General features: G+C 73.6%; 21 protein-coding genes, 3 tRNA genes and 1 pseudogene. 12 read left to right on the forward strand and 13 right to left on the reverse strand.

The features are described 5' to 3' along the window. Positions 1 to 11 precede the first annotated feature (11 nt). Together D1J60_RS11560 and D1J60_RS11565 are read right to left on the reverse strand one after the other, a co-directional pair. Positions 12 to 719, reverse strand: coding sequence for a hypothetical protein (locus D1J60_RS11560; RefSeq protein ID WP_206436513.1), 708 nt, complete (start codon positions 717 to 719; stop codon positions 12 to 14). A 51-nt stretch (positions 720 to 770) separates the two neighbouring features. Next, positions 771 to 1,142: a helix-turn-helix domain-containing protein gene (locus D1J60_RS11565; RefSeq protein WP_125823976.1), complete on the reverse strand. Its 372-nt coding sequence runs from the start codon at positions 1,140 to 1,142 to the stop codon at positions 771 to 773. A 98-nt stretch (positions 1,143 to 1,240) separates the two neighbouring features. On the opposite strand from D1J60_RS11565, the gene D1J60_RS11570 reads away from it, so the two are divergent. Then, positions 1,241 to 2,134 (forward strand): NAD(P)-binding domain-containing protein, encoded by an 894-nt coding sequence (locus tag D1J60_RS11570; RefSeq protein WP_125821045.1) that lies wholly within the window; start codon positions 1,241 to 1,243, stop codon positions 2,132 to 2,134. Positions 2,135 to 2,482: 348 nt separating this feature from the next. On the opposite strand, the pseudogene D1J60_RS11575 reads toward D1J60_RS11570, so the two are convergent. From D1J60_RS11575 to D1J60_RS11585, 3 genes and pseudogenes are all read right to left on the reverse strand, one after another. Continuing rightward, positions 2,483 to 3,211: pseudogene (locus D1J60_RS11575) on the reverse strand (EI24 domain-containing protein); the annotation flags it as partial. Between the two features lie 86 nt (positions 3,212 to 3,297). Further along, positions 3,298 to 3,723: an organic hydroperoxide resistance protein gene (locus D1J60_RS11580; RefSeq protein WP_007263921.1), complete on the reverse strand. Its 426-nt coding sequence runs from the start codon at positions 3,721 to 3,723 to the stop codon at positions 3,298 to 3,300. Between the two features lie 64 nt (positions 3,724 to 3,787). Continuing rightward, a complete protein-coding gene (locus D1J60_RS11585) occupies positions 3,788 to 4,810 on the reverse strand; it encodes an NADP-dependent oxidoreductase (protein WP_125821047.1) in 1,023 nt (340 codons plus the stop codon). Positions 4,811 to 4,906: 96 nt separating this feature from the next. Here D1J60_RS11585 and D1J60_RS11590 point away from each other — a divergent pair, with 96 nt between their 5' ends. Further along, complete coding sequence (locus D1J60_RS11590) at positions 4,907 to 5,329, forward strand: MarR family transcriptional regulator (protein WP_125595179.1); 423 nt, start codon at positions 4,907 to 4,909, stop codon at positions 5,327 to 5,329. A gap of 139 nt (positions 5,330 to 5,468) precedes the next feature. Here D1J60_RS11590 and D1J60_RS11595 read toward each other — a convergent pair whose 3' ends face one another. Further along, the gene (locus tag D1J60_RS11595) at positions 5,469 to 6,155 is read right to left on the reverse strand and encodes a hypothetical protein (RefSeq protein ID WP_125821048.1); all 687 of its coding nucleotides are present in this window, start codon (positions 6,153 to 6,155) and stop codon (positions 5,469 to 5,471) included. A 78-nt stretch (positions 6,156 to 6,233) separates the two neighbouring features. Here D1J60_RS11595 and D1J60_RS11600 point away from each other — a divergent pair, with 78 nt between their 5' ends. Further along, on the forward strand, positions 6,234 to 6,818 hold the full coding sequence (locus D1J60_RS11600) for a hypothetical protein (RefSeq protein WP_125821049.1): 585 nt from the start codon (positions 6,234 to 6,236) through the stop codon (positions 6,816 to 6,818). A 13-nt stretch (positions 6,819 to 6,831) separates the two neighbouring features. Here D1J60_RS11600 and D1J60_RS11605 read toward each other — a convergent pair whose 3' ends face one another. Further along, complete coding sequence (locus D1J60_RS11605) at positions 6,832 to 7,533, reverse strand: triacylglycerol lipase (RefSeq protein WP_125821050.1); 702 nt, start codon at positions 7,531 to 7,533, stop codon at positions 6,832 to 6,834. Between the two features lie 222 nt (positions 7,534 to 7,755). Here D1J60_RS11605 and D1J60_RS11610 point away from each other — a divergent pair, with 222 nt between their 5' ends. From D1J60_RS11610 to D1J60_RS11635, 5 genes are all read left to right on the forward strand, one after another. Beyond that, positions 7,756 to 8,793 (forward strand): rod shape-determining protein, encoded by a 1,038-nt coding sequence (locus D1J60_RS11610; protein ID WP_125595183.1) that lies wholly within the window; start codon positions 7,756 to 7,758, stop codon positions 8,791 to 8,793. Next, entirely contained in the window at positions 8,790 to 10,400 is a 1,611-nt protein-coding gene (locus D1J60_RS11615; protein WP_241253229.1) for a GAF domain-containing protein, read from the forward strand. Before D1J60_RS11610 ends, D1J60_RS11615 begins: the two co-directional genes overlap by 4 nt. Before the next feature lie 562 nt (positions 10,401 to 10,962). Beyond that, the gene (locus D1J60_RS11625; RefSeq protein WP_125821051.1) at positions 10,963 to 11,217 is read left to right on the forward strand and encodes a hypothetical protein; all 255 of its coding nucleotides are present in this window, start codon (positions 10,963 to 10,965) and stop codon (positions 11,215 to 11,217) included. A gap of 597 nt (positions 11,218 to 11,814) precedes the next feature. After that, positions 11,815 to 13,167 (forward strand): carboxyl transferase domain-containing protein, encoded by a 1,353-nt coding sequence (locus D1J60_RS11630; protein WP_206436514.1) that lies wholly within the window; start codon positions 11,815 to 11,817, stop codon positions 13,165 to 13,167. Between the two features lie 83 nt (positions 13,168 to 13,250). Next, positions 13,251 to 13,553, forward strand: coding sequence for a putative quinol monooxygenase (locus D1J60_RS11635; RefSeq protein ID WP_125821052.1), 303 nt, complete (start codon positions 13,251 to 13,253; stop codon positions 13,551 to 13,553). Between the two features lie 38 nt (positions 13,554 to 13,591). On the opposite strand, the gene D1J60_RS11640 is transcribed toward D1J60_RS11635, so the two are convergent. After that, a complete protein-coding gene (locus tag D1J60_RS11640; RefSeq protein ID WP_125821053.1) occupies positions 13,592 to 14,683 on the reverse strand; it encodes an esterase-like activity of phytase family protein in 1,092 nt (363 codons plus the stop codon). Between the two features lie 201 nt (positions 14,684 to 14,884). Further along, positions 14,885 to 16,141, reverse strand: a complete 1,257-nt coding sequence (locus D1J60_RS11645) for an MFS transporter (protein ID WP_125821054.1) — start codon at positions 16,139 to 16,141, stop codon at positions 14,885 to 14,887. A 249-nt stretch (positions 16,142 to 16,390) separates the two neighbouring features. On the opposite strand from D1J60_RS11645, the gene D1J60_RS11650 reads away from it, so the two are divergent. Next, complete coding sequence (locus D1J60_RS11650; protein WP_164720885.1) at positions 16,391 to 17,500, forward strand: glutamate--cysteine ligase; 1,110 nt, start codon at positions 16,391 to 16,393, stop codon at positions 17,498 to 17,500. Positions 17,501 to 17,573: 73 nt separating this feature from the next. Here the strand turns inward: D1J60_RS11650 and D1J60_RS11655 are convergent, their stop codons facing one another. Then, a complete protein-coding gene (locus D1J60_RS11655; protein ID WP_125821056.1) occupies positions 17,574 to 18,560 on the reverse strand; it encodes a LuxR C-terminal-related transcriptional regulator in 987 nt (328 codons plus the stop codon). Between the two features lie 307 nt (positions 18,561 to 18,867). On the opposite strand from D1J60_RS11655, the gene D1J60_RS11660 reads away from it, so the two are divergent. Continuing rightward, positions 18,868 to 19,086, forward strand: coding sequence for a hypothetical protein (locus D1J60_RS11660; RefSeq protein ID WP_125821057.1), 219 nt, complete (start codon positions 18,868 to 18,870; stop codon positions 19,084 to 19,086). Positions 19,087 to 19,254: 168 nt separating this feature from the next. On the opposite strand, the gene D1J60_RS11665 is transcribed toward D1J60_RS11660, so the two are convergent. The 3 genes from D1J60_RS11665 to D1J60_RS11675 all read right to left on the reverse strand — a co-directional run bounded on the left by D1J60_RS11665 (position 19,255) and on the right by D1J60_RS11675 (position 19,664). Further along, positions 19,255 to 19,328 (reverse strand) — tRNA-Ile (locus tag D1J60_RS11665). 185 nt (positions 19,329 to 19,513) lie between these two features. Further along, positions 19,514 to 19,586: transfer RNA gene (locus D1J60_RS11670), tRNA-Asn, on the reverse strand. 5 nt (positions 19,587 to 19,591) lie between these two features. Next, positions 19,592 to 19,664: transfer RNA gene (locus tag D1J60_RS11675), tRNA-Asn, on the reverse strand. A 145-nt stretch (positions 19,665 to 19,809) separates the two neighbouring features. Here D1J60_RS11675 and D1J60_RS11680 point away from each other — a divergent pair. Continuing rightward, positions 19,810 to 20,109 carry a YtxH domain-containing protein gene (locus tag D1J60_RS11680; protein WP_125596886.1) on the forward strand — a complete coding sequence of 100 codons (300 nt, stop codon included), beginning with the start codon at positions 19,810 to 19,812 and terminating at the stop codon, positions 20,107 to 20,109. Positions 20,110 to 20,149: 40 nt separating this feature from the next. After that, the gene (locus D1J60_RS11685; protein ID WP_125821058.1) at positions 20,150 to 21,595 is read left to right on the forward strand and encodes an FGGY family carbohydrate kinase; all 1,446 of its coding nucleotides are present in this window, start codon (positions 20,150 to 20,152) and stop codon (positions 21,593 to 21,595) included. The last annotated feature ends 61 nt before the right edge of the window (positions 21,596 to 21,656 follow it).

Genomic DNA, 21,656 nt, shown 5'->3' on the forward strand with positions numbered 1-21,656 from the left:
CCCCGCCCGGTCTACGCCGCGGGCCCCGGGCCGTCGCCGGTGCGGGGCGGGCCCTGGCCCGGATGACCGGCGCGGAGCCGCTCGGCGAGGGCGTCGAGGTGCTGCGGGCCCGTCAGGACGGACACCACCGCCTCCTGCATGCGGTGGAGGGCGGCCGCGTCCCGGCGCAGCGCGCGAAGGCGCACGCGCAACCGCGGCCGCGTCCGCCAGGGCTGCCACAGCGCCCCGAGCAGCAACTGGGCGGTGGCCTGCCGGTACTCCTCGCAGGCCACCGTCAGCTCGTCGAGCGGCGCACCGAGCACACCGCCCAGCCGGGCGTCGACCGCCCGGAGGACCTCGCACCGCAGGGCATGCTCCGCGCCGCCGCCGGCGAAGTCCAGGACCCGGCGGGGCACACCGGCCGAGAGGGCGGCCACCACCAGCTCCGCGACCGCCTCCCGCTGCGCCCGCTCGGCGTCCCGGCCGTCCTCCAGGACCGCCACCGCTCCGAAGCGCGCCGCGACGGGCGCCCGCACCCCCGCCGGCTGCCGCGCCGGGCCCTCCCGCCGGCTCGGCGCGATCCCGTACACCTCGTCGCGCACCGCCGTGACGCGGAGCAGCTGCTGCATGACCGCCGCCCGCAGCTCGCGGCGTTCCTGGGTCCTGGACAGGTGGTGGGTCACCGCGGCGCCGACGACGCCGCCGGCCGTCGTGTACGCCAGGTCCATCCAGCCGGGCATGGGCGCCGCCTCAGGGTGCCGGGAGCGGGCAGGTCCTCGCGACGCCGAAGCCTAGGCGGGCCCGGCACGCTCCGGAAGACGGCCCCCGGCCGCGTCCGCCAGGAGGTGCTTCGCACCCCACTCCCCCAGCGCCTCCAGGGCCCCGTTCAGCTCCTCGCCGAGCGGGGTCAGGGAGTACTCCACGCGCGGCGGGACCTCGTCGTACACCTCGCGGTGGACTATGCCGTCGGTCTCCAGCTCGCGCAGCTGCGCCGCGAGCACCTTCTCCGACACCCCCGGGACCAGCCGGCGCAGCTCGCCGAAGCGGCGGCGCGGACCGCGCTCCAGCTCCCACAAGAGGGAGACCTTCCACTTGCCGTCGATCACCGCCATCGCCGCGGCGATCCCGCAGTGATCCGCCCCCGGCCTCCGTACCACCGCCATCGCGCACACCCCTCCCACCTGCTCGCTCACCGCGGGGTAACCACCCACTCCGAAGTGCGTACTTGAGCGCTCCACCGCCCGCAACCAGGCTAAACGGCATGACCGACACACACGTGACGAACCGTCCGCTCACCCTGCTCGGCCTCGGCGACATGGGCACCGCCCTGGCCCGCACCTGGCTCGCCGCCGGGCACCCCCTGACCGTCTGGAACCGCACCGCCGCCAAGGCCGACGCCCTGGCCGCCGAGGGCGCCGCCGTCGCCGCGAGCCCCGCCGAGGCCGTCGCCGCGAACACCCTCGTGGTGCTCTGCCTGCTCGACGACGCCAGCGTCGGTGCCACCCTCGAAGGCATCGACCTCACCGGCAAGGACCTGGTCAACCTCACCACCGGCACCCCCGCCGAGGGCCGCACCCGGGCCGCCTGGGCCGAGGCCCGCGGAGCCCGTTTCCTGGACTCCGGGATCATGGCCACGCCCGCGATGATCGGCGTCCCCGAAGCCGGCGGGTACGTCTTCCACAGCGGTTGCCGCGCCCTCTTCGACGCCCACCGGGCCACCCTCGAGGTCCCGGCGGGGGCCCGCTTCGTCGGCGAGGACCCCGGGCACGCGGCCCTGCACGACGTGGCGCTGCTCAGCGCGATGTACGGGCTGTTCGCGGGGGTCTCGCACGCCTACGCGCTGATCGAGGGCGAGGAGATCGCCCCCGGGTCCCTGGCGCCGCTGCTGTCGGAGTGGCTGGGCGCGATGGGCTTCTTCGTCGGCAACGCCGCCGACCGGCTGGCCTCCCGGGACTTCACCACCGGGGTGGTGTCCAACCTGGCCATGCAGGTCGCCGGCAGCGGCACCCTCCTGCGCGCCTCCGCCGAGCAGGGGGTCAGCGCCGAGCTGGTCCGCCCGTACCTGGACCTGATGCGCGAGCGCCTGGAGGCCGACCTGGCGGCCCACGCGGGCGAGGACACCACCGGGGCGATCACCCTGCTGCGGCGCCGGTAGCCACGGTCAGCCCTGGGCGTAGGGGTTGGCGGCCTGCCCGTGGGGCCCGGGACCCTGGGCGTACGGGTTGGGGGCCTGCCCGTAGGGGGCCTGACGGTGCGAGGCCTGCCCGCTCGGGGCCTGCCCACTCGGGGCCTGACCGTAGGGGGCCTGCCCGTACGGAGCCTGCCCGTGCGGGGCCTGACCGTGCGGGGCCTGGCCGTAAGGGCCGTACGCCTGGGACTGCCCGTACGGCTGCTGGCCGTACGGCCCCTGGGGCGCCGCCGGGCCCGTGCCGTACTGCTGCCCGCCGGGCCCGTCGTCGCCGTCCGGCCCGTCCTCGGACCCGTCCTCGGAGGAATCCGCTCCGACCAGCTCCCGCGCCATCAGCGTCGCCCCCGCCACCGCGCCGGGCATCAGGAACACCGCGACGAACGGGACCAGGAACAGCAGCACCAGCGGCACGCCGAAGCCCAGCGCCTGCGCCCGCCGCGCGCGCAGCAGGACCAGCTGCTCGGCCAGGTCCACCCGGCGCCGCTGGAGGGCGACGGAGGTGAGCTCCTGGGTGAGGAAGAAGCCGGACACGCAGAACCCGATCGCGGGCACCACGGTCTGTCCGATCACCGGGATGAAGCCGAGGGCGAAGAGCAGGATCCCGTACAGCATCACCCGCACCAGCAGCCGCGCGCTGTCCCGGGCGGAGATCCACACGTCCTCCCAGAACGAGCGCCCCGACTCGGGGACCTCGCCGCCCTCGGTCCGGTCGACCTGCTCGGAGAGGGACTCGTAGAAGGGCTGCCCGACCAGCAGGGTCACGGCGGTGAAGGTGATCACCGAGAGGAAGAGCCCGAGGGAGACGACCACGGCCGTCAGGAAGCCCCGGAACACCTTCAGCCAGCCCGAGGACCAGTCCGAGGCGAAGGGCGTGGCCCACCGGACGAAGTCGTCGGCGCCGTAGAGCAGGCCGACGAGCGCGGCGGCGTACAGCGCCAGCGCGACGAGGCCCGGCAACAGGCCGAAGCCCAGCCAGCGGCCGTTCCGGAACACCCATCTCTGTCCGGCCAGCAAGTACCGGAAGCCCCCCGCAAGATCACGCATGGGGCCAGTTTATGGGCCGGGTACGGCGAAGGCCGCACCCCCTGGGGGGTGCGGCCTTCACCAGGCGTGTGACGCGGTCACAGACGTCAGGCGACGTTCAGCTCGACCGTGATGTTGCCTCGGGTGGCCTTGGAGTACGGGCAGATCTGGTCGGCCTTCTCGACCAGGTCCTTGGCCGTGGCGGCGTCCACGTTCGGGATGGAGGCCGTCAGCTTGACGATGATGCCGAAGCCCTCGTCGTTCTTGCCGATGCCGACCTCGGCGGTCACGGTGGAGCCCGTGACGTCGAGGTTCTCGTTGCGGGCGGCGACGCTGAGGGCACCCTGGAAGCAGGCGCTGTAGCCGGCGGCGAACAGCTGCTCCGGGTTGGTGCCGGCGCCGCTGCCGCCGAGCTCCTTCGGCGGGTTCACGACGACGTCGAGCTGGCCGTCGTTGGTGGCGACGCGGCCGTCACGGCCGTTCTCGGCGGTGGCGACGGCCGTGTACGCGACGTCGGTCTGCGTGATGGACATGAAGACTTCCTCCAGATGAATCGCCGCGATGCGCGCCCACGATCGCGACGGTCGTGGGGTGAGCCTAACCCGAGAAGGAAACGATCATCTTTCCGGTGTTCTCCCCGCGCAGCATTCCGAGGAAGGCCTCGGTGGCGTTCTCGACGCCCTCGACGACCGTCTCGTCGTAGCGGAGCTCGCCGGAGGCCAGCCATCCGGCCACGTCCTTGACGAACTGCTGCTGCAGTCCGTAGTGGTCGCCGACGAGGATGCCCTGGAGGCGCAGCCGCTTGCCGATGACCATCATGAGGTTGCTCGGGCCCGGGGCCGGCACGGTGTCGTTGTACCCGGCGATGGCGCCGCAGAGGGTGGCGCGGCCGTGGACGTTCATGGCGGAGATGGCCGCCTCCAGGTGGTCGCCGCCGACGTTGTCGAAGTAGACGTCGACGCCGCCGGGGGCCGCCGCGGGGAGCTGCTCGGCGACGGGGGCGTTCTTGTAGTTGAAGGCGGCGTCGAAGCCGTACTTCTCCGTGAGGAGGGTCACCTTCTCGTCCGAGCCGGCGGAGCCGATCACCCGGGAGGCGCCCTTGATCTTCGCGAACTGGCCGACGAGGCTGCCGACCGCGCCCGCCGCGCCGGAGACGAAGACGGAGTCGCCCTCCTTGAAGGAGGCGACCTCGAAGAGGCCCGCGTAGGCGGTCAGGCCCGGCATGCCGAGGACGCCGAGGTAGGCGGAGAGCGGGGCGAGGGAGGCGTCGACCTTGGTGGCGTGCTGCGCGTCCACGTCGGCGTACTCGCGCCAGCCCAGGGGGTGCAGGACGTGGTCGCCGGCCTGGAAGCCCTCGGCGGCGGAGGCGACGACCTCGCCGACCGCTCCGCCCTGCATCGGCTGGTCGAGCTCGAAGGGCGGGATGTAGGACTTGCCCTCGTTCATCCGGCCGCGCATGTAGGGGTCCACCGACATGTGGAGGTTGCGCACCAGGATCCGGCCGGGGGCGGGCTCGGCGGAGACGGGCACCTCGCGCAGGGCGAAGTCCTCGGCCACGGGCCAGCCCTGCGGACGGCGGACGAGGTGCCACTCGCGGCTGACGGCGGGGATCTGAGACATGAGGGACTCCTGGGGGAACGAAGATTTACTTCAGAACGTGAAACAACCATGCGCCTGGATATTTCATGTTGTCAAGTAAACGGGTACCCTGGAGCCATGCCCAGTCGTCGCGCAGACCCAGTCACCGTCGAGGTCGTCGAGCTCATCGGCGACGTCGTGGCCCGCTACCACATGGAGTACGAGGAGGCGGCCGCCCGCCACCAGCTCACCGGGGCCCAGGCCAAGGTGCTGAACCTGCTCTCCCTGGAGCCGCTGCCCATGCGGCGCATCGCGCAGAAGCTGCGCTGCGAGCCCTCGAACGTGACCGGCATCATCGACCGGCTGGAGACCCGGGGCCTGGTCGAACGCCGCCCGGACCCGGCCGACCGCCGGGTGAAGCTGGCCGCCCCCACGGAGGCGGGCGTCGAGACGGCGGAGCGGCTGCGCGAGTCCCTGGACTTCGCGCGCGAGCCCCTGGCCGGCCTCTCGGAGGAGGAGCGTACGGCGCTCCGCGACCTGCTCAGGCGCATGCTGGCCTGATCCGGGTACCGGCCAGCCGGGCCGGGCGGGCAGGGACGCCGGGACGGACGGGCCGAACGCCGGTCGGGGGCCGGTGCCGGCAGACCGCGCCGGGCCCTCTACCGCCGCACCGGGCCGCCGGGCCACCGGCGGGGCCCGATCAGCAGAAGATCCAGAAGACGCATTCCTCTGTCGGCTCGGGCTTCGGCTTGCCCGGCTTGGTCTTCGTCGGGGACGGCTTCACCGTGCCCGTGGGGCCCGGCGCGGGCTGCTCCGACCTGGACGGCTGTACGGACGTCCCCCCGCCGGAACCTTTCTGCGAGGGCGTCGCCGCCGAGGCGGAGGCGCTCGCGCTCGCCGAAGGCGTCGCCGAGCCGCTCGGGCTCCCGCTGGGCCGGGCCGTCTTCGCCGCCCCGCCGGAGGCCTTCGGCAGGACCGCCGGCACGGAGGGCCCCGCCACGCTCGGCACCGCGTCGGGCTGCTTGGGCCCGCTGTCGGTCAGCACCACCTTGTCGGCCCGGTCGACGCCCTCGTCGTCCCCGACGATCCGGGCCACGGCGATCGAGCCCCCGGCCGCGAGCACCACCCCCAGGCCGAGCGCCAGTACGCCCCGGCCGCGCCTGCGGCGGGTGGCGGCCCGCTTGCGAGTGCCCGCCCGGCCCTCCGGGGGGCCCGACAGCACGACGAGCGAATCGGCGAACACCTCGGCCAGCGCGGGCTGCGGCTCGGGACCCCGGCCCGGCGCGCTGGGCGCCGCGACCTCCAGGTGCTCGGCCGGCGTTCCGCACCCGGCGCAGGCGAGCGCGCCGTTGAGGTGCCTCTGACATGCGGGACAGAAGTAGTTCATGGCGCCCACAAACTATGCGGTCCCCGGCAACATAAGCATTCCGGGATCGTAAGGATCCTGTGTGGAATCGTTACGTCCATGACAGCGACCCCGAATCCGGGACGGCCCGCGACCTTCGGGCCGGCCGCCTTCCAGCTGGTGCTGCTGCGCAGGATGGCCGACTTCCAGCCCGGCCTCGCCGAGGAGGCCCGGCTGCGCCTGGGCGCCTCGCTCGCGGAGCAGCGGGAGGCCAACCGGCGCTGGCAGGCCATGGTGCGCTCGCCCCGCTCCCGCGGGGCCCTGGCGCGCTACCGGTCGGTGCTGGGGCCGCCGGAGGCCGCGCAGCCGCGCCGGATCGGGGACCTGGAGTGCGAGGCCCTGCTGTGGCCGGTTCCGCTGTGGCCGGAGCTGCGGTTCGAGGTGCTGGCCGCACCGGACGGGGCGGTGTGGAACGAGTGGCTGGTCCGGGCCCCGGGCGCGCGGGGGCCCGTACTGGAGACGGCCGGGGACCTGCTGCCCTGGTCGGCGACGGTGGACGAGGTGGCCCGGGCCTTCGCGCCGGCGCGGCCGATGGAGGGCACGGCGCCGACGCGCTGGCGGCTCGCGTTCACCGCGTCGGGCCGGCCGCTGGTCGCGGAGTTCACGTACGGGCTGCTCCAGCGGGTGGAGGAGGGGACGGCCTAGCGGAGGGGACGGCCTAGCTGCGCAGGAAGGCGCGGACCCCGGCCGAGGTGGTGTCGTCGCCGAGCAGGTCGTTGTGCTTCAGGCAGCCGACCGGCGTGTTGAGGGCGCCGGAGAGCGGGACGCTGCTGTCGGGGTTGACCACCTCGTCGCAGTCCGACCAGAAGGTGGCGTACTTGACCGCGCCCGGCGTCTCGTCGCCCGCCGCCAGGTTCTTCACCACGTACGAGCCGGGGGTCATGTCGCGGCACGCCTGGTCCCACAGGGCGCAGGCCCAGGCGGTGGACGTGCCGTGGTTGGGGCCGGCCAGCGAGATCCAGTGGTCCACGGTCGCGGCGCCGCCGCCGTACTTGACGTACCAGCGGCTGACGAGCGATCCGAAGGAGTGCCCCACGACGTCCACGCGCGCGGCGCCGGTCTGCCGGCGCACCTGGTCGACGTAGGCGGCGAGGCGGCCCGAGAGCACCTCGTTGACGGACTGGTGGGTGTCGTAGCCGAAGGAGAAGAGCTGGGAGTCCGCGTAGCCGTCGGCCCTCAGGTCCTCGCGCAGGGACCCCCAGACCCCCGGGTCGGCGTTGTACCCGTGGACGAGGACCACGGGATTGCGGGCGGTGGGCGTGTCGGCCGCCGGTCCGGCGGCCGCCCGGGCCGGAAAGGGCGCCAGGAGGGCCGGGCAGAGGGTCAGGAACGCCAGCGTTCTCTGGCGGGGCGTCAGCATCGGGTCCCCTTTACCTTGTTACGGGCGAGTAGCGCGGATGGTCCGCGCATGCTGCTGCCTGTCGGTACAGAAATCCACCCCCGTGCAGCACCCCTCACCCGTACGACACGCCCCACCCGGAGCATTCCAACGGGCGATATGACCTATTTATCCGAGAAGATGTGGAGTGCGATCGGCAGCTGCCGGTCTCATCCTTCGTCAGCGCTCTCGGGAGGATCTGCCGTGACCGTCAGTCTTGAGCAGTTGCGCCGCTGCCACGTCGCCGTCGACCTGGGAGCCGCGAGGACCCGCGTCTACGTCAAGGGAGCCGGACTGGTCGTCGACGAGCCCAGCGTCGCCGCGGTCAACACCCGCACCGGCGCCCTCATCGCCGTCGGCACCTTCGCCGAACGGATGACCGGACGCACCCCCGACTACATCCGCGTCGTGCGCCCCGTCTCCGGCGGCACCGTCGTCGACATCGAGATGGCCCAGCGGATGCTGCGCCACCTCCTCGGCGAGAAACTGCGCCGCGCCCTGCGCCGCAAGCCCCGCCTGCGCGCCGCCTGCTGCACCCCGCACGACGCCGACCCGCTCGCCCAGCGGGCGGCCGTGGAGACCATGGTCGGCCTCGGCGCCCGGCGCGTCGAACTCGTCGACACCCTCATCGCGGCCGCCGTCGGCTGCGGCCTGCCCGTGGAACAGCCGACCGCGACCATGATCATGGTCTGTGGAGCGGCCGCCACCCAGATCGCCGTGCTCTCCCTCGGCTCGATCGTCACCGCCGAACGCATCCCCGTCGGCGGCGAGGCCATCGACCACGCCGTCGTCCAGCACCTGCGCCACGCCCACGAGCTGATGCTGCCCAGCCAGGCCGTACGCCCCCTCCAGCTGGCCCTGCACGGCAACGGCATCACCCCCGAAGGCCCCGCCTCCACCCTGATCCACGGCCGCGACGTGGCCACCGGGCTCGCCCGCTCCGTCCACGTCGACACCGCCGCCGTCCGGGACGCCATCCACACCCCGCTCACCGCCGTCCTCGACGGCATCGGCAAGGTGCTCCGCGACTGCCCGCCCGACCTGGTCGCCGACCTGACGGACAAGGGGATCATGATGGTGGGTGGCAGCGCCCTGCTGCCGGGCCTCGACCAGATGCTGCGGGACTCCACCGGAATGCCCGTCGCCATCGCCGAACGGCCAGACGTGTGCGCCGTGCTGGGACTCGGCGCGATGCTGGAAGGAAAGATCGCCCCCATGGTCCTCAACCCGCTGGCCGGATGACCCTGGACGGACCCGCCGGAGCCGACGACGGTGCCGGCTCCGGTGGGGCCGGTGCGCCTTCGAGCAGCCTCCCGGTCCTGCTGGAGGCGGTGCTCAGCGTCGGCTCCGAACTGGAGCTGCACACCACCCTCCAGCACGTCGTGGACTCCGCCACCGAGCTGTGCGGGGCCCGGTACGGAGCGCTCGGGGTCGTCGACCCCGAGCGCGCCCGGCTGACCCAGCTGTTCACCTCCGGAATGACCGAAGCCGAACGGGCCGCGGTCCCCCGCCTGCCCGACGGCCGCTCCGGCGTGCTCGGAGCCCTGATCAGCGACCCCCGGCCACTGCTGCTCGACGACCTCACGAAGGACCCCCGCTCGGCCGGCTTCCCGCCCGGCCACCCGCCCATGCGCAGCTTCCTCGGCGTGCCCATCCGGGTGCACACCGAGGTCTTCGGCAACCTCTACCTCACCGAGAAGCGCGGCGGCGGCCCCTTCACCGACGAGGACCTCGCCCTGATGCGCGTACTGGCCTCGCAGGCCGGGATAGCGATCGGCAACGCCCGGCTGTACGAGACCGCCCGCCGGCGCGAACGCTGGATCGAGGGCGCCGCCGCCGTCACCACCACCCTGCTGGCGGGACGCCCCGCGGCCGACGCCCTGATGTGCGTCGCCGAACGCGCCCGGCTGCTCGCGGACGCGGCGGCCGGCGTCATCCTCCAGCCCACCCCGGAGGGCGGCATGGAGATCGTCGCCGCCTCCACCCACGGCGACCCCGGCGACCTGGTCGGCACCGCCATCGCACCCGGCTCACCGGTGCTGGTCCAACTGCTGGGCGGCGAACCCGTCTTCATAGAGGACTCCGCCACCGACCCCCGCATGACCACCCACGTGCGCGAACGCTTCGGGCCGAGCATGATGCTGCCGCTACAGAGCGGCGGACAGCTGATCGGCACCCTCGCCCTGCCCAGGGCCCGGGGCGGCCAGCCGTACGACGCGGTGGACCGGCTGCTGGCCTCCCAGTTCGCCTCCCAGGCCGCGCTGGCCCTGGTCCTCGCCGACGCGCAGCACGACCGCGAGCAGCTGGCCGTCTACGAGGACCGGGACCGCATCGCGCGCGACCTGCACGACCTGGTGGTGCAGCGGCTGTTCGCCACCGAGATGATGCTGGAGAGCACCCGGCGGCGCTCGGCCAACGCCGCGGCCGGCGACGACGGGGCCGGGGACGAGGTCGGGGAGGAACTGGGCCGCGCGGTGGACGAGCTGGACTCCACCATCCAGGAGGTCCGCACGGCCATCTTCGCCCTCCAGCAACCCCCGAGCGACGCCCCCACCACCTTCCGCGGACGGGTGCTCCGCGAGACGGGCGGAGCCGCGGTGCTGCTGGGCTTCCAGCCGTCGGTGCACTTCGCGGGCGCGGTCGACGCCCTCCTCCCGGACCCCGTCACCACGGCCCTCCTCTCCACCCTGCGCAGCGCCCTGGCAGCGGCCCACCGCCGCAGCGAGGTCACGTCGATCGAGGTCGAGGTCGACGCCACCCCCTCCCGCGTCCGCCTCACGGTCTCCGACGACGGCCGCACGGAATCGGGCACGCGGGGAACGACGGTGGTGTGGGAGGCGGGGCTGTAGGGGGCTCGCGGCGGGGGCCGGCTATCTCCCCCTCGAGGGGTGGGGGCTGGGCGGTGTTTGCCCACCCGCCTCCCTGTCTGCGGGCCGGTGGGCCGGGGGCGGTAGCCCCCTGGACCGGATCAGAGCAGGTTGGGGGCTTCCCGTCAGTCCCATCGTCCTTCCGTGTCGTGCCGGCCTGTCAAGGGCGCTCCTTCGTCGCGTCGCTACGCGATGTCGCTTCGCTCCACCCTTGACAGACCGACCCGCCCCGGAAAGCCGAAAGACTGCCGGGAAACCCCCAAAGAAACGGCACGGTCCAGAGGAGGAGGGACGGGCCTGTCAGGGACGAGGCGCAGGGCCGGGGGCCGGCCCGCCGGGCATTCGGGCCCCATATCTGCGATTCCGGGCCGGGGGCGCGGCTACCCGCACGAGAGGTTGACCAGAGGGATCATGACGACGGACATCAGATGTGACGCTGAAACCTGCCGGGCATGTGGCGAAGCTCGGACGCCCAGCCCGGACCTGCTCGATCGCGCCTGGGCCGGCTGGCAGCGCTTCCTCGGCTCCATCGAGGAGTCGGCCGGTGAGTGAGTGCTACGAGTACGTCCCGCACCGCCTCCTGCGCTGCCGCGTCCGCGACATAGCCTCCGGCGTCGAGGGCGTGCTGATGGCAGTGATCAACGAGAACGTCTCCGACACCGGCGTCGAGCACGGGATGGAGCTCGCCTACATCCGCAACTCCACGGGTCGTGAGTTCACCACGGCCGTCACCAACGTCGAGCCCGCCCCGGACCAGCCCCAGACGGCCGCCAGCCGCCGAGACCGGAGAAGCGCGTAGCGATCTTTCGCGTCTGTCGGATTCCCGGGCTGCTCTGTTCGTCCTCTCGTGCGGGTATCAGCCCAAGGCGGTCGTCGGACGCTGAGATGTGAGGAGCGCGTAGCGATCTGTCGCGTCTGTCGGCTTCCCGGGGGGATCTGGTCAACCTCTCGGGCGGGTAGCCGGGCCACGGCTCGGAATCTCGACTCTTGAGGGCCCGGATGCCCGGCCGGCCAAGCCCCGGCCCCTTGCCTGATCCCTGACGGACCCGCTCCTCCAACGTTGGACCGTGCCGTTTCTTTGGGGGTTTCCCGGCAGTCTTGCGGCTTTCCGGTTCGGGGCGGGCTGTCAAGGGTCGCCGAAGGCGATCACGAAGTGACGCGACGAAGGAGCGCCCTTGACAGGCCGGCCCGAACCGGAAGGACGATGGGACTGACGGGAAGCCCCCAACCGGCTCTGAGACCGCCCAAGGGGACACCGCTCCCCCGGCCTCCGGCCCGCAGAGAAGGGGGCGGGTGGGCAGCCACCGCCCCACCCCACGGGGTCGAGGGGGAGGTAGCGGGCCCGCGCCACGAGCGGTCGATGGCCGTGCGAGCCGGCTGCGCCTAGGGTGGGCGGGTGACGACCCGTCTGTCGGCCCGTGCCGCCATCGCCGCCCTCATCGACCCCGACTCGTTCGCCGAACTCCCCGTCCCGGGTGCGGAGTCGCCCGCCGACGGGCCCATCGGCTGGGCCGGGTACGACGCCTCCCGGGCCCGGGCCGGTGCGCGGACCGGCGAGTCGGAGTCGGTGGTCATCGGCACCGCCCTCGTCGGGGGCCGGCCGGCCACCGTGATCTCCTTCGAGTTCGGCTTCCTCGGCGGATCCCTCGGGCAGCGCACCGGAGACCGGCTCGAAGCCGCGTACACGCACGCTCGGGAGCAGCGGCTGCCGCTGGTGTCCCTGATCGCGACCGGCGGCTCGCGGATGCAGGAGGGGATGCTCGCGCTGACCCAGCTCCAGCGGGTGGCGCGGCAGTGCGTGCTCACCCGGGCCGCCGGGCTGCCGCAGATCGCGGTGCTGCGCGACCCCACCACCGGCGGCGGGTGGGCCACCCTCGGGGCGGGGGCCGATGTCGTGCTGGCGCTGCCGGGGGCGCAGGTCGGCTTCGCCGGGTCCCGGGTGCGGCCGGCGGACGCCGATCCGGCGGCGTACACCGCCGAGGGGCAGTACGGGGCCGGGCACGTCGACGCCGTCGTCCCCGCGGCGGAGCTTCCGGGGACGGTGGCGGACTGGCTGCGGGTGCTGGGCGCGCCCCGGCCCGCCGGGCCCGCCACGCCCGTCGAGCCCCCGGCCGCGCTGGCCGGCGTCACGCCCCCGGAGACCGGCTGGGACGCCGTCCGGCAGGCCCGGCGCCCGGACCGCCCGCGGGCGCAGGCGTACCTGGACGCGTACTTCGAGCTGCGCCTCCCGCTGCGCGGGGACCGGGCCGGGGCCGCCGACCCGGGGATGCTGTGCGGGTTCGGGCTGCGCGGGGGGCGGGCGGTCGCGTACGCCGCCCAGTGCGGCACGGCCACCCGTCCGGCGGGTTACCGTACGGCGGCCCGGGTGATCCGGCTGGCGGACCGGCTCGGGATCCCGGTGCTCACCCTGGTGGACACCCCGGGCGCGGCCAACGACGCGGCGGCCGAGCACGCCGGTGCCGGGCCGGCCATCGCCGACACGTTCGCGGCGCTCGCGGAGGCCTCCGTGCCGGTGACCACCCTGCTGATCGGGGAGGGCGGCTCCGGCGGGGCGCTGGCCCTGGCCGCGCCGGGGAACACCTGGGTGACCCCGGACAGCTACTTCTCGGTGATCGCCCCGGAGCTGGCGGCCGCCATCCTCAAGCGTCCCGTCGAGGAGGCCCCCGCCACGGCGGAGCAGCTGCGCATCCGGCCGCAGGACCTGGTCGCGCTGGGCGTGGCCCGGGGAATCGTCCCTCCCGCGGGCTGACTCCGGCGGCTGTCGCCGCCCGCCGGTCTCACCCACTGAACGCGCCTTCCGGCCTCCGGAGTTGGCGACGTACGCTCCGCCACATGTCCCAGCCCGTGCAGCTCCTCGTCCTGATCACCACCCTTCCCGGCCGGGGGCCCGAGCAGGTCGAGGCGTACGACCGCCTCGCGCCGGTCGTCCGGGCCGAGGAGGGCTGCCTGCGCTACGACCTGCACGGGGTGAGCGGCGATCCCGACCGGTTCGTCCTCATCGAGCGGTGGGCGTCGCAGGCGGCTTTGGACGCCCACGACGCCGCTCCGCACATGGCCGAGTCCGACGTGGCCTGCGCCGCGTTCCGGGCGGGGCCGGCCGAGGTGCTCCGGCTGGACGCCGAGCCGCCGGCCTGACCGGCCGGGCGACGGGCCGGGCCGCCGGGCCGGTCCCGTCAGCCGAAGCGGCGGGCCGGCAGCCGGAGGTCCACCGTGTACAGCCGGGTGATCTGCTGCGGGAACTCGTTGTCGTCACTGGCCAGCAGCAGCCGTACGCGGCCGCGGCCGTCGTGGTCGGTGACGACCATGCCCTCGATGTTGTCCACCAGCGGGTGGTTCTGCGGCAGCTTCGAGGGGGCGCCCAGCGTCGGGCAGTCGTCGAAGTCGCCGAGCGGCGTCTTGCGGGCGGTCCGCAGTCCCGGGCCCTCGGCCAGTGCCTGCGTCCTCGAGGTGTCGCTCGCCCCGAGCGGGTCGGCGAGGTACAGCCTGGCCGTGATCGCGAACTCCCGCGTGAAGCCGCGCTCCAGCACGATCAGCCGGCCGTCGCGGGTCGCCGCGAGCTCGGCGAGGCCGTGGCCCGGGTCGACGGGATACGCGTACTGCCGGCCGAGGACGAACTCGCCGCTCGCGCGCCGCTCCCAGGTCTGGATGCGCTGGAGGGTGCGGCCCTTCGCGTCCTTGCCGTCGCCCGCGAGCGGCCCCTCCAGGCCGGCGACGAGGGTGTGCCCGCCGGGGAGGAGGGTGAGCGACTCGAAGGTCTGGTTCGCCGTGGCCCGGCCCTGGGGCGCGAGGGCGAAGGCGGGCGGGACCGGCAGGGTGGCCAGGACCTGGCCGGTGCGGCTGTAGCGGCGGATGGCCGGCGCGGTCTCGTCGGTGACGAGGTAGGTGCCGTCCCGGTCGACGACCACGCCCTCGGAGTCGGTGACCTTCCCGGCGCCGTCGGTGAGCGGGAGCCGGGCGGTGGCCCTGGCGGAGGGGGTGTTCCCGCGGGCCACTTCCAGGCGGTAGAGCGCCGACTTGTCGGAGACGGCGGCGACGCTCCCGTCCCGGTCGAGGGCGAGGCCGGAGATGCCGCCGGCGAGCTTCCCGTCGAGCAGGGTCTTGTCGAGCGAGTCGGAGAAACCGGCGACGGACACGTACGGGGAGCAGGCCGCGGGCTTGGCGGGATCCTCGGCGGGGTTCTGTCCGGCGGCGGTGGCGGTCGGGGCGAGCGCCCCGGTGAGGGTTGCGGTGGCCACCGCGGTGGTGACGAGCGTGCGAAGGCGCATGCGGCCTTCCTCCTGGACGGGTCGGGGGTACGGAGCTGGACCGGGACCGGACGGGGACCCTGCCGAACTGTCATATGCCTGACCGAAACAAAAGGGAAGGGTGGGCGGCGCGGTGGCAACGAACTCGCCAACTCCCGTTCACACGGGGGGCGTCTCCGGGGCTGCCGCTGCACGGAGCCTGCCCCTCCCCGCGGCCCGGGGCTACGGCTCCGGCGTGCGGGCGTCGTAGCGGGCGAAGGAGCGCCAGCGGGCGGCGAGCAGGGCCAGCACCAGGACGCACGTGAGGCCGCCGCCCGTGATGGCCACGGCCGGGGACGTGAGGTCGGCGGCGGTGCCGGCCAGGAAGTCCCCGAGCCGGGGCCCGCCCGCGACGACGACGATGAACACGCCCTGGAGGCGGCCCCGCATCCCGTCCGGGGTGGCGGTCTGCATCATCGTGGAGCGGAACACCATCGAGATGGTGTCGGCGCACCCGGCGAGGGCCAGGAAGAGCAGCCCGAGCCAGAGGTTGCGGGTCAGGCCGAACACGGCGATGGCCAGCCCCCACGCCGCGACGGACAGCAGGATCGCCAGCCCGTGCCGCCGGATCCGTCCCTGCCAGCCGGAGAACAGCCCGCCGAGCAGCGCGCCGACGGCGGGGGCGGCGACCAGCAGGCCGACGGTCCTGGCGTCGCCGCCGTACCAGAGGACGGCGACGGCGGGGAACAGCGCCTTCGGCTGCGCGAAGACCATCGCGGCCATGTCGGAGAAGAAGGTCATCCGGATGTTGGGCGTGGTCGCGAGGAAGCGCAGCCCGTCCATCACGGAGGCCCGCCCGCCCGTGCGCCCCTCCGGCAGCATCGAGGGGAGCCGCCACATGGCGTACAGGGCCGCGACGAAGGTCACCGCGTCGATCAGGTACGCGGCCTGGTAGCCCCACCAGCCGACGATCACGCCGCCGAGCACCGGGCCCAGCATCGTGCCGGAGGTCATGGTGACGGAGTTCAGCGCGTTGGCGGCGGGCAGCTGCTCGGGCGGCAGCAGTTTGGGGATCATGGCCGAGCGGGCGGGTCCGTTGAGCGCCCCGCAGACGGCCTGGAGGGCGACGACGGTGTAGAGGAGCCAGACCCGGTGGTAGTCGAGCAGGGCGGCGGCGGCCAGGCCGACGGAGAGGACGGTGAGCCCGATCTGGCTGTGGAGGCCGAGCTTGCGCCGGTCGACGGTGTCGGCGATGGCACCTCCGTACAGGCCGAAGGCGACGAGCGGGACGAGCGAGAACAGCCCGACCAGGCCGACGGAGAAGCTGGAGCCGGTTATCTCGTAGACCTGGAGCGAGATCGCGAGGGCGGTCATCGCCTGGCCCATCCAGGAGATGGTGCCGCCCACCCACAGCCGCCGGTAGTCGGCGGAGGTGCGCAGCGGGGTCAGGTCGGCGAAGAGGCGACGCTTCTGTCGCGGCGGGGAGGCGGTTCCGGTCACACGGGATCCTAACCAGGTCCCGCTGGGGCGGCTCTGGAGACCGGGGAGCGTTCACACACCCGCAACGCCCTCACCACGAGGATCCGGGGCCCCAGAGGGGGGCCGCCCTTGCCGCTAACCCGCCACTGTCTCCAGACATTTGACCAAATCGGCGTACCCTCCACGCCCCCTGTCCGCTCATGATGAAAAGACTCGTATGTCCAGGGAGGCGTAGTGATCGAACCTGGCAACAGCACAACGAGCACCACCGTGAGCGGAGTTCCCGCCCCCCTCACGGTCGGCGTCGAGGAGGAGTTCCTGCTCGTCGACGCGACCACCTTGCGGGTGGTCCCGGCCGCACCGCTCGTCCTGGCCACCGCCGCCGGACTCCCGCAGCAGCTGCACGCCGAGGGGACCCGGTACCAGGTGGAGATCTCCACCCCGGTCGCGGATTCGGCGGTGACCCTCCGCGAGGAGCTCGCCGTCCTGCGGCGCGCGCTGTCCGCGGCGGCCCGTGCGCACGGCTGCCGTCTGCTGGCCGCGCCCTCGCCCGTCGTGGCGGTGGAGGGGCCCCTGCACCTGACCGACGACGAGCCGCGCCAGCGGGAGCAGCACCGGCGGTTCGGCGCGCTGACGGACACCCTGGTGAGCTGCGGCCGCCACATCCACATCGGCACCCTCGACGTGGACACCGCGGTGGCCGTGTCCAACCGGGTCAGACCATGGCTGCCCACGCTGATCGCGCTGGCCGCCAACTCCCCCTTCTGGGGCGGCCGGGACACCGGGCACTCCAGCTGGCGGGCCATGGCCTGGTCGGGCTGGCCCTCCGCGGGGCCGCCTCCGCACTTCACGTCCACGGCCCATTTCCGGCACTCGGTGGAGACCCTGCTCGGCTCCGGTGCGGCCCTGGACACCAAGATGGTCTATTGGGACCTACGTCCCTCCGGGAACTGGCCCACGCTCGAGATCCGGGCGCCCGACATGTCCCCGGACATCGACACGGCCGTGCTCCAGGCGGAGCTGGGGCGCGCCCTGGTGGCGTCGGCGCTGCGGGCCATCGCGGAGGGGCGGCCGGATCCGCCCGCACGGGACGACGTACTGCGTCTCGCGCGGTGGCGGGCGGCGCACGACGGCCTGGAGGGCTTCGGCCTGGACCCGTACACGGGTGCCGAGGTGCCGGCGGCGGACCTGGCGGAGGCGCTGCTCGACCTGGTCGCCCCGGACCTGGCCGCCGTGGGTGACCTGGACCACGCGGCGAAGACCCTGGGCGGGCTGCTGCGCGACGGGTCGGGGGCCGCGCGGCAGCGGACGGCCTTCGCCCGCCGCGGGGACCTCACGGACGTGCTGCGCCATCTGGTGGAGGAGACGGAGAACTTCTAGCCGGTCCGGCCCGTCCGTTCCGGCCGCCGCGGCCGCGGGTGCCCGTTCGGGGCGTCCGCGGCCGCGGACCGTCTCAGAGCCAGCCGCGCTGGGCGGCGCGCAGTCCGGCCTCGAAGCGGCTGGTGGCGTTGAGGCGTTCCATCAGCGCGGACATCTGGCGGCGGACGGTGCGCAGGGAGACCCCGAGCCGCTTGCCGGCGGCCTCGTCGGTCAGGCCGGAGGCCAGCAGCTTGAGGAGTTCGCGTTCTGCGGCGGTGATGCCGTCCTCGGTGGCCTGTTCGCGGGCGGCGCCGAGGGGGACGGCCTGCTCCCAGGTCTGTTCGAAGAGGGTGACGAGGGAGGCGACGATTCCGGGGGCGGTGGTGCAGAGGGCGCCGAGCTTGGAGTTCGTGGGGTCGATGGGGACCACGGCGGTCTTCCGGTCGAAGATCACCAGGCGGGGCGGCAGCACGGGGCTGGTGCGGACCTGCGCCCCGAGGTCGGTCGCCCACTGGACGTAGGTGAGGGTGGCCGGGTCGTTGCGGACGCTGTCCTGATAGACGGAGCGCAGCTGGATCCCGCGCCGCAGGGCATCCTCGTCCAGCGGCCGCGAGGCGTCCAGGCTGGCCTGGGACTGGGCGCCGCCCGGCATGATGGAGAGGCATTCGGCGGTGAGGTCCCGGGCGAGGACCTCCAGCCGGGACTGGATGGCGTCGAGGCCCACGAGCCGTTCGGCGCCGTCGGACTGGGTGTTGGGCCGCAGGCCCGCGAACTCCGCGACGGCCCGGGCCGCCGCCGCCTTGCTGGCCGCCAGTTCCTGCTGGCGGCGGAGCAATTCCTCTTCCTGACGGCGCAGGATCTGCTCCAGCCCGGCCTCGGGGCTGACGGCCCGCAGCCCGCCCGCGTGGTCGCGGGACGGGGTGAGCAGGTCGAGGTCGACGAGCCGGTCGAGTCCTTCGCGCACCTCCGCCTCGGTGATCCCCAGCCGTGCGCCCAGTTCGGCCACTCCGCCGGTCGGATCGGCGAGCATCTCCCGGTAGACGGCCTCTACGAGGGTGTCCAGTCCCAACGCTTCCAGCATGCTCGTGCCCCCCGGCCAGTCGGTCAGGCGGATGATTTCCCGCCGTTGTCTTGATCTTAAAGGTGCGCAGGTGGGGCCATAGGCAGTCTCTTTCGATCTTGTTCGATCCGGCCGTCGCGGCACCTTGGTGCCTGTCACCTTGGTGCCATCCGTTTCCTCTTCTGCGTCCATACGCGGGCTTGCAGGATGGTGTTCACCGGGACGGCGGGGCACACGGAGCCCCACCCCAGGCCAGGGCCGAAAGGCCGGACCGGTGCAGCGCGCCCCAGCCGCACCACGCCGATACCGCTCACGTCCAGGGGGATCCATGTCTCGCACCGCTCGCCTGATCGCCGCCGCCGGCCTGACCGCCCTGCTGTCCTGCACCGCCGCCGTCACCACCGGGCCGGAGATCATCGGCTGGGACTCGGTCCAGGCGGCCACGGCCCCCGGCATCATCGGGTGGGACTCGGTGCGGGCGGCGGGCCCCCTGGCGGTCGGCGTGGGGTCGGCCACCACCGACAAGCGCATCATCGGCTGGGACTGATTCCCCGTTCGGCGCCGGACGGAGGGCGGCGCCGAACGGGCGAGGACCGGCAGCGGGGACCGACCATCCCTCCCCTGCCGTGACGTACGCCACACCCCCGCCCGCGTTCCCCTTCCCCGGGAACGCCGAAGCCGCAGGTGCAATCGTTTCTGCACCTGCGGCTTGCGGTGGGGCGGGTGGGACTCGAACCCACGGCCGACGGATTATGAGTCCGCTGCTCTAACCGGCTGAGCTACCGCCCCGTTACGGCGTGGCGCGTACATGTGTGCGCGCCGTCTGCCGCAGCATAGCCGCTCATACGATCTCCTGCCTCGGATGCCCCGCATGATCGGCTGCGCTCGTTCAGAGAGACCGTACCGAGGGCTGCCCGGTTCCCGGATCAGGGCAAAAAGAAAGAGGACCCTCCCGGGTCCTCTCCTCTTCAATGCTCCCCCGACTGGACTCGAACCAGTAACCTGCCGGTTAACAGCCGGCTGCTCTGCCAATTGAGCTACAGGGGACCGCGCTCCCCCGACTGGACTCGAACCAGTAACCTGCCGGTTAACAGCCGGCTGCTCTGCCAATTGAGCTACAGGGGATTGCTGCGGTGCACCGAACAGCCCACCTCCGGCCTTGCCGGGGGGCGAGCGCCCGTTGCGAGTCATAGATTAGCGCAAGCAGGGGGGTGCTCCGCCAATCGGTATCGCAGCAGGCCGGGCACCGAGACAACGAAGGGTGGCAGGCATGCGCTACAAGGTCACGTTCCTCGCCGGGGTAGCCCTGGGATACGTCGTGGGCACGGCGGCGGGGCGCGAGCGGTACGAGGAGTTGAAGAAGTCCGCCCGGCGCATCGCGCAGAACCCGGCGGTGCGCAACGCCGCCGAGACCGCCGGGCAGACCGGACGGCAGTTCGCGGGCAAGGCGTTCGCGGCGGTCGGCGACAAGGTCGGCGACGTCGTTCCCGATTCCGTGGCGAAGCACGTGCGGTCGCTGCGCGAGCGGGGGCAGGGCACCGACGACGAATGGGGCACGAGCAACACCTGAGGCGGATGGTTCCGGCCCGGCGTGCGGCAGAATTCTCCGCATGGGGATAGTCGCCGGGCTGGACAGCTCTTCCGCCTTCACTCGCATCGTCGTCTGCGACACGGACACGGGGGCCGTGCTGCGCCAGGGCTACGCGCCCCATCCGCAGCCCGCCGGCGAGGCCGTCCCCCACGAGACCGACCCGCAGGCCTGGCTGCTCTCCCTCGGCGAAGCCGCCGGGGGCGGGCTGCTGGAGGGCGTCCAGGCCATCGGCGTCTCCGCGCAGCAGCACGGCCTGCTGCCGCTGGACTCGCAGGGCGCCCTGGTCCGCCCGGCCATGATCGGCAACGACAAGCGCGGTCAGGTCGTCGCCGCCGACCTGATCGGGGCGCTCGGCGGCAAGGCCGCCTGGGTGGCCGCCGTCGGCGCCGTCCCGCACGCCGCGCAGCCGATCACGAAGCTCGCCTGGCTGGCCCGCAACGAGCCCGAGGCGGCGCGCCGGGTGGCGGTGGTGCTGTCCCCGCACGACTGGCTGGTCTGGCAGCTGCTCGGCCGGCCCGCGCGCCGCACCACCGACCGGGCCGGGGCCTCGGGTACCGGGTACTGGTCGGCGGCCACCGGTTCCTACCGTCCCGACCTGGTCGAGCTGGCGCTCGGGCACCAGGCGCTGCTGCCCGAGGTGCTCGGCCCCGCCGACGCCGCCGGGATGACCCCCGAGGGGCTGCTGATCTCCGCCGGGACCGGGGAGACCACGGCCGCCGCGCTGGGGCTGGGCATCGGCCCGGGCGACGCGGTGGTCTCGCTGGGCGCCTCCGGTTCGGTGATGGCCGTGCACCACGAGGCGCTGTCCGACCCGGGCGGCCTGATCACCTCCCTCGCCGACGCGGGCGGCATGCACCTGCCGGTGGTGAACACCTCCAACGCCGTACGGGCCCTGCGCGGCACCGCCGACATGCTGGGCACCGACCTGGAGGGGCTGAGCGCGCTCGCGCTGAAGTCGACCCCCGGTGCACACGGCCTCGTACTCCTGCCGTACCTGGAGGGAGAGCGGACCCCGAACCTGCCGCACACCGCCGGGACCCTGTCGGGGCTGCGCCGGGACTCGATGAAGCCCGAGCACCTCGCGCGGGCCGCCTTCGAGGGCATGCTGTGCGGGCTGGTCGACGCCCTCGACGTGCTGCGGCACCGGGGCGTGGGGATCCGCCGGGTGTTCCTGCTCGGGGCCGCCGCCGAGCTGCCCGCCGTACAGGCCGCCGCGCCGGGGCTGTTCGGGACGCAGGTCGTCGTGCCCGCTCCGGCGGACTACGCGGCGCTGGGCGCGGCCCGTCAGGCGGCCTGGGCGCTGGGGGTGCGGCAGGGCACGCTGGCCCCGCACGTCCCGCCGCTGTGGCCGGCCCCGCCGGCCCAGGTGTTCGAGCCGGGCGAGGACTACCCGGCCTGGCAGGCCGTCCGCCAGCAGTACGTCACCACACGGGAGCAAATGCACCCGGGGGCGTTCGGGTTCTAGGACGGAAGCCGCGGGCTCCTGGTCCTTTTGACCGGCCTTTGCGAAATCCGGTGGGGTTCGG

This window comes from Streptomyces sp. W1SF4, from assembly GCF_003950035.1.
GTDB classification, from domain to species: Bacteria; Actinomycetota; Actinomycetes; order Streptomycetales; family Streptomycetaceae; genus Streptomyces; species Streptomyces racemochromogenes.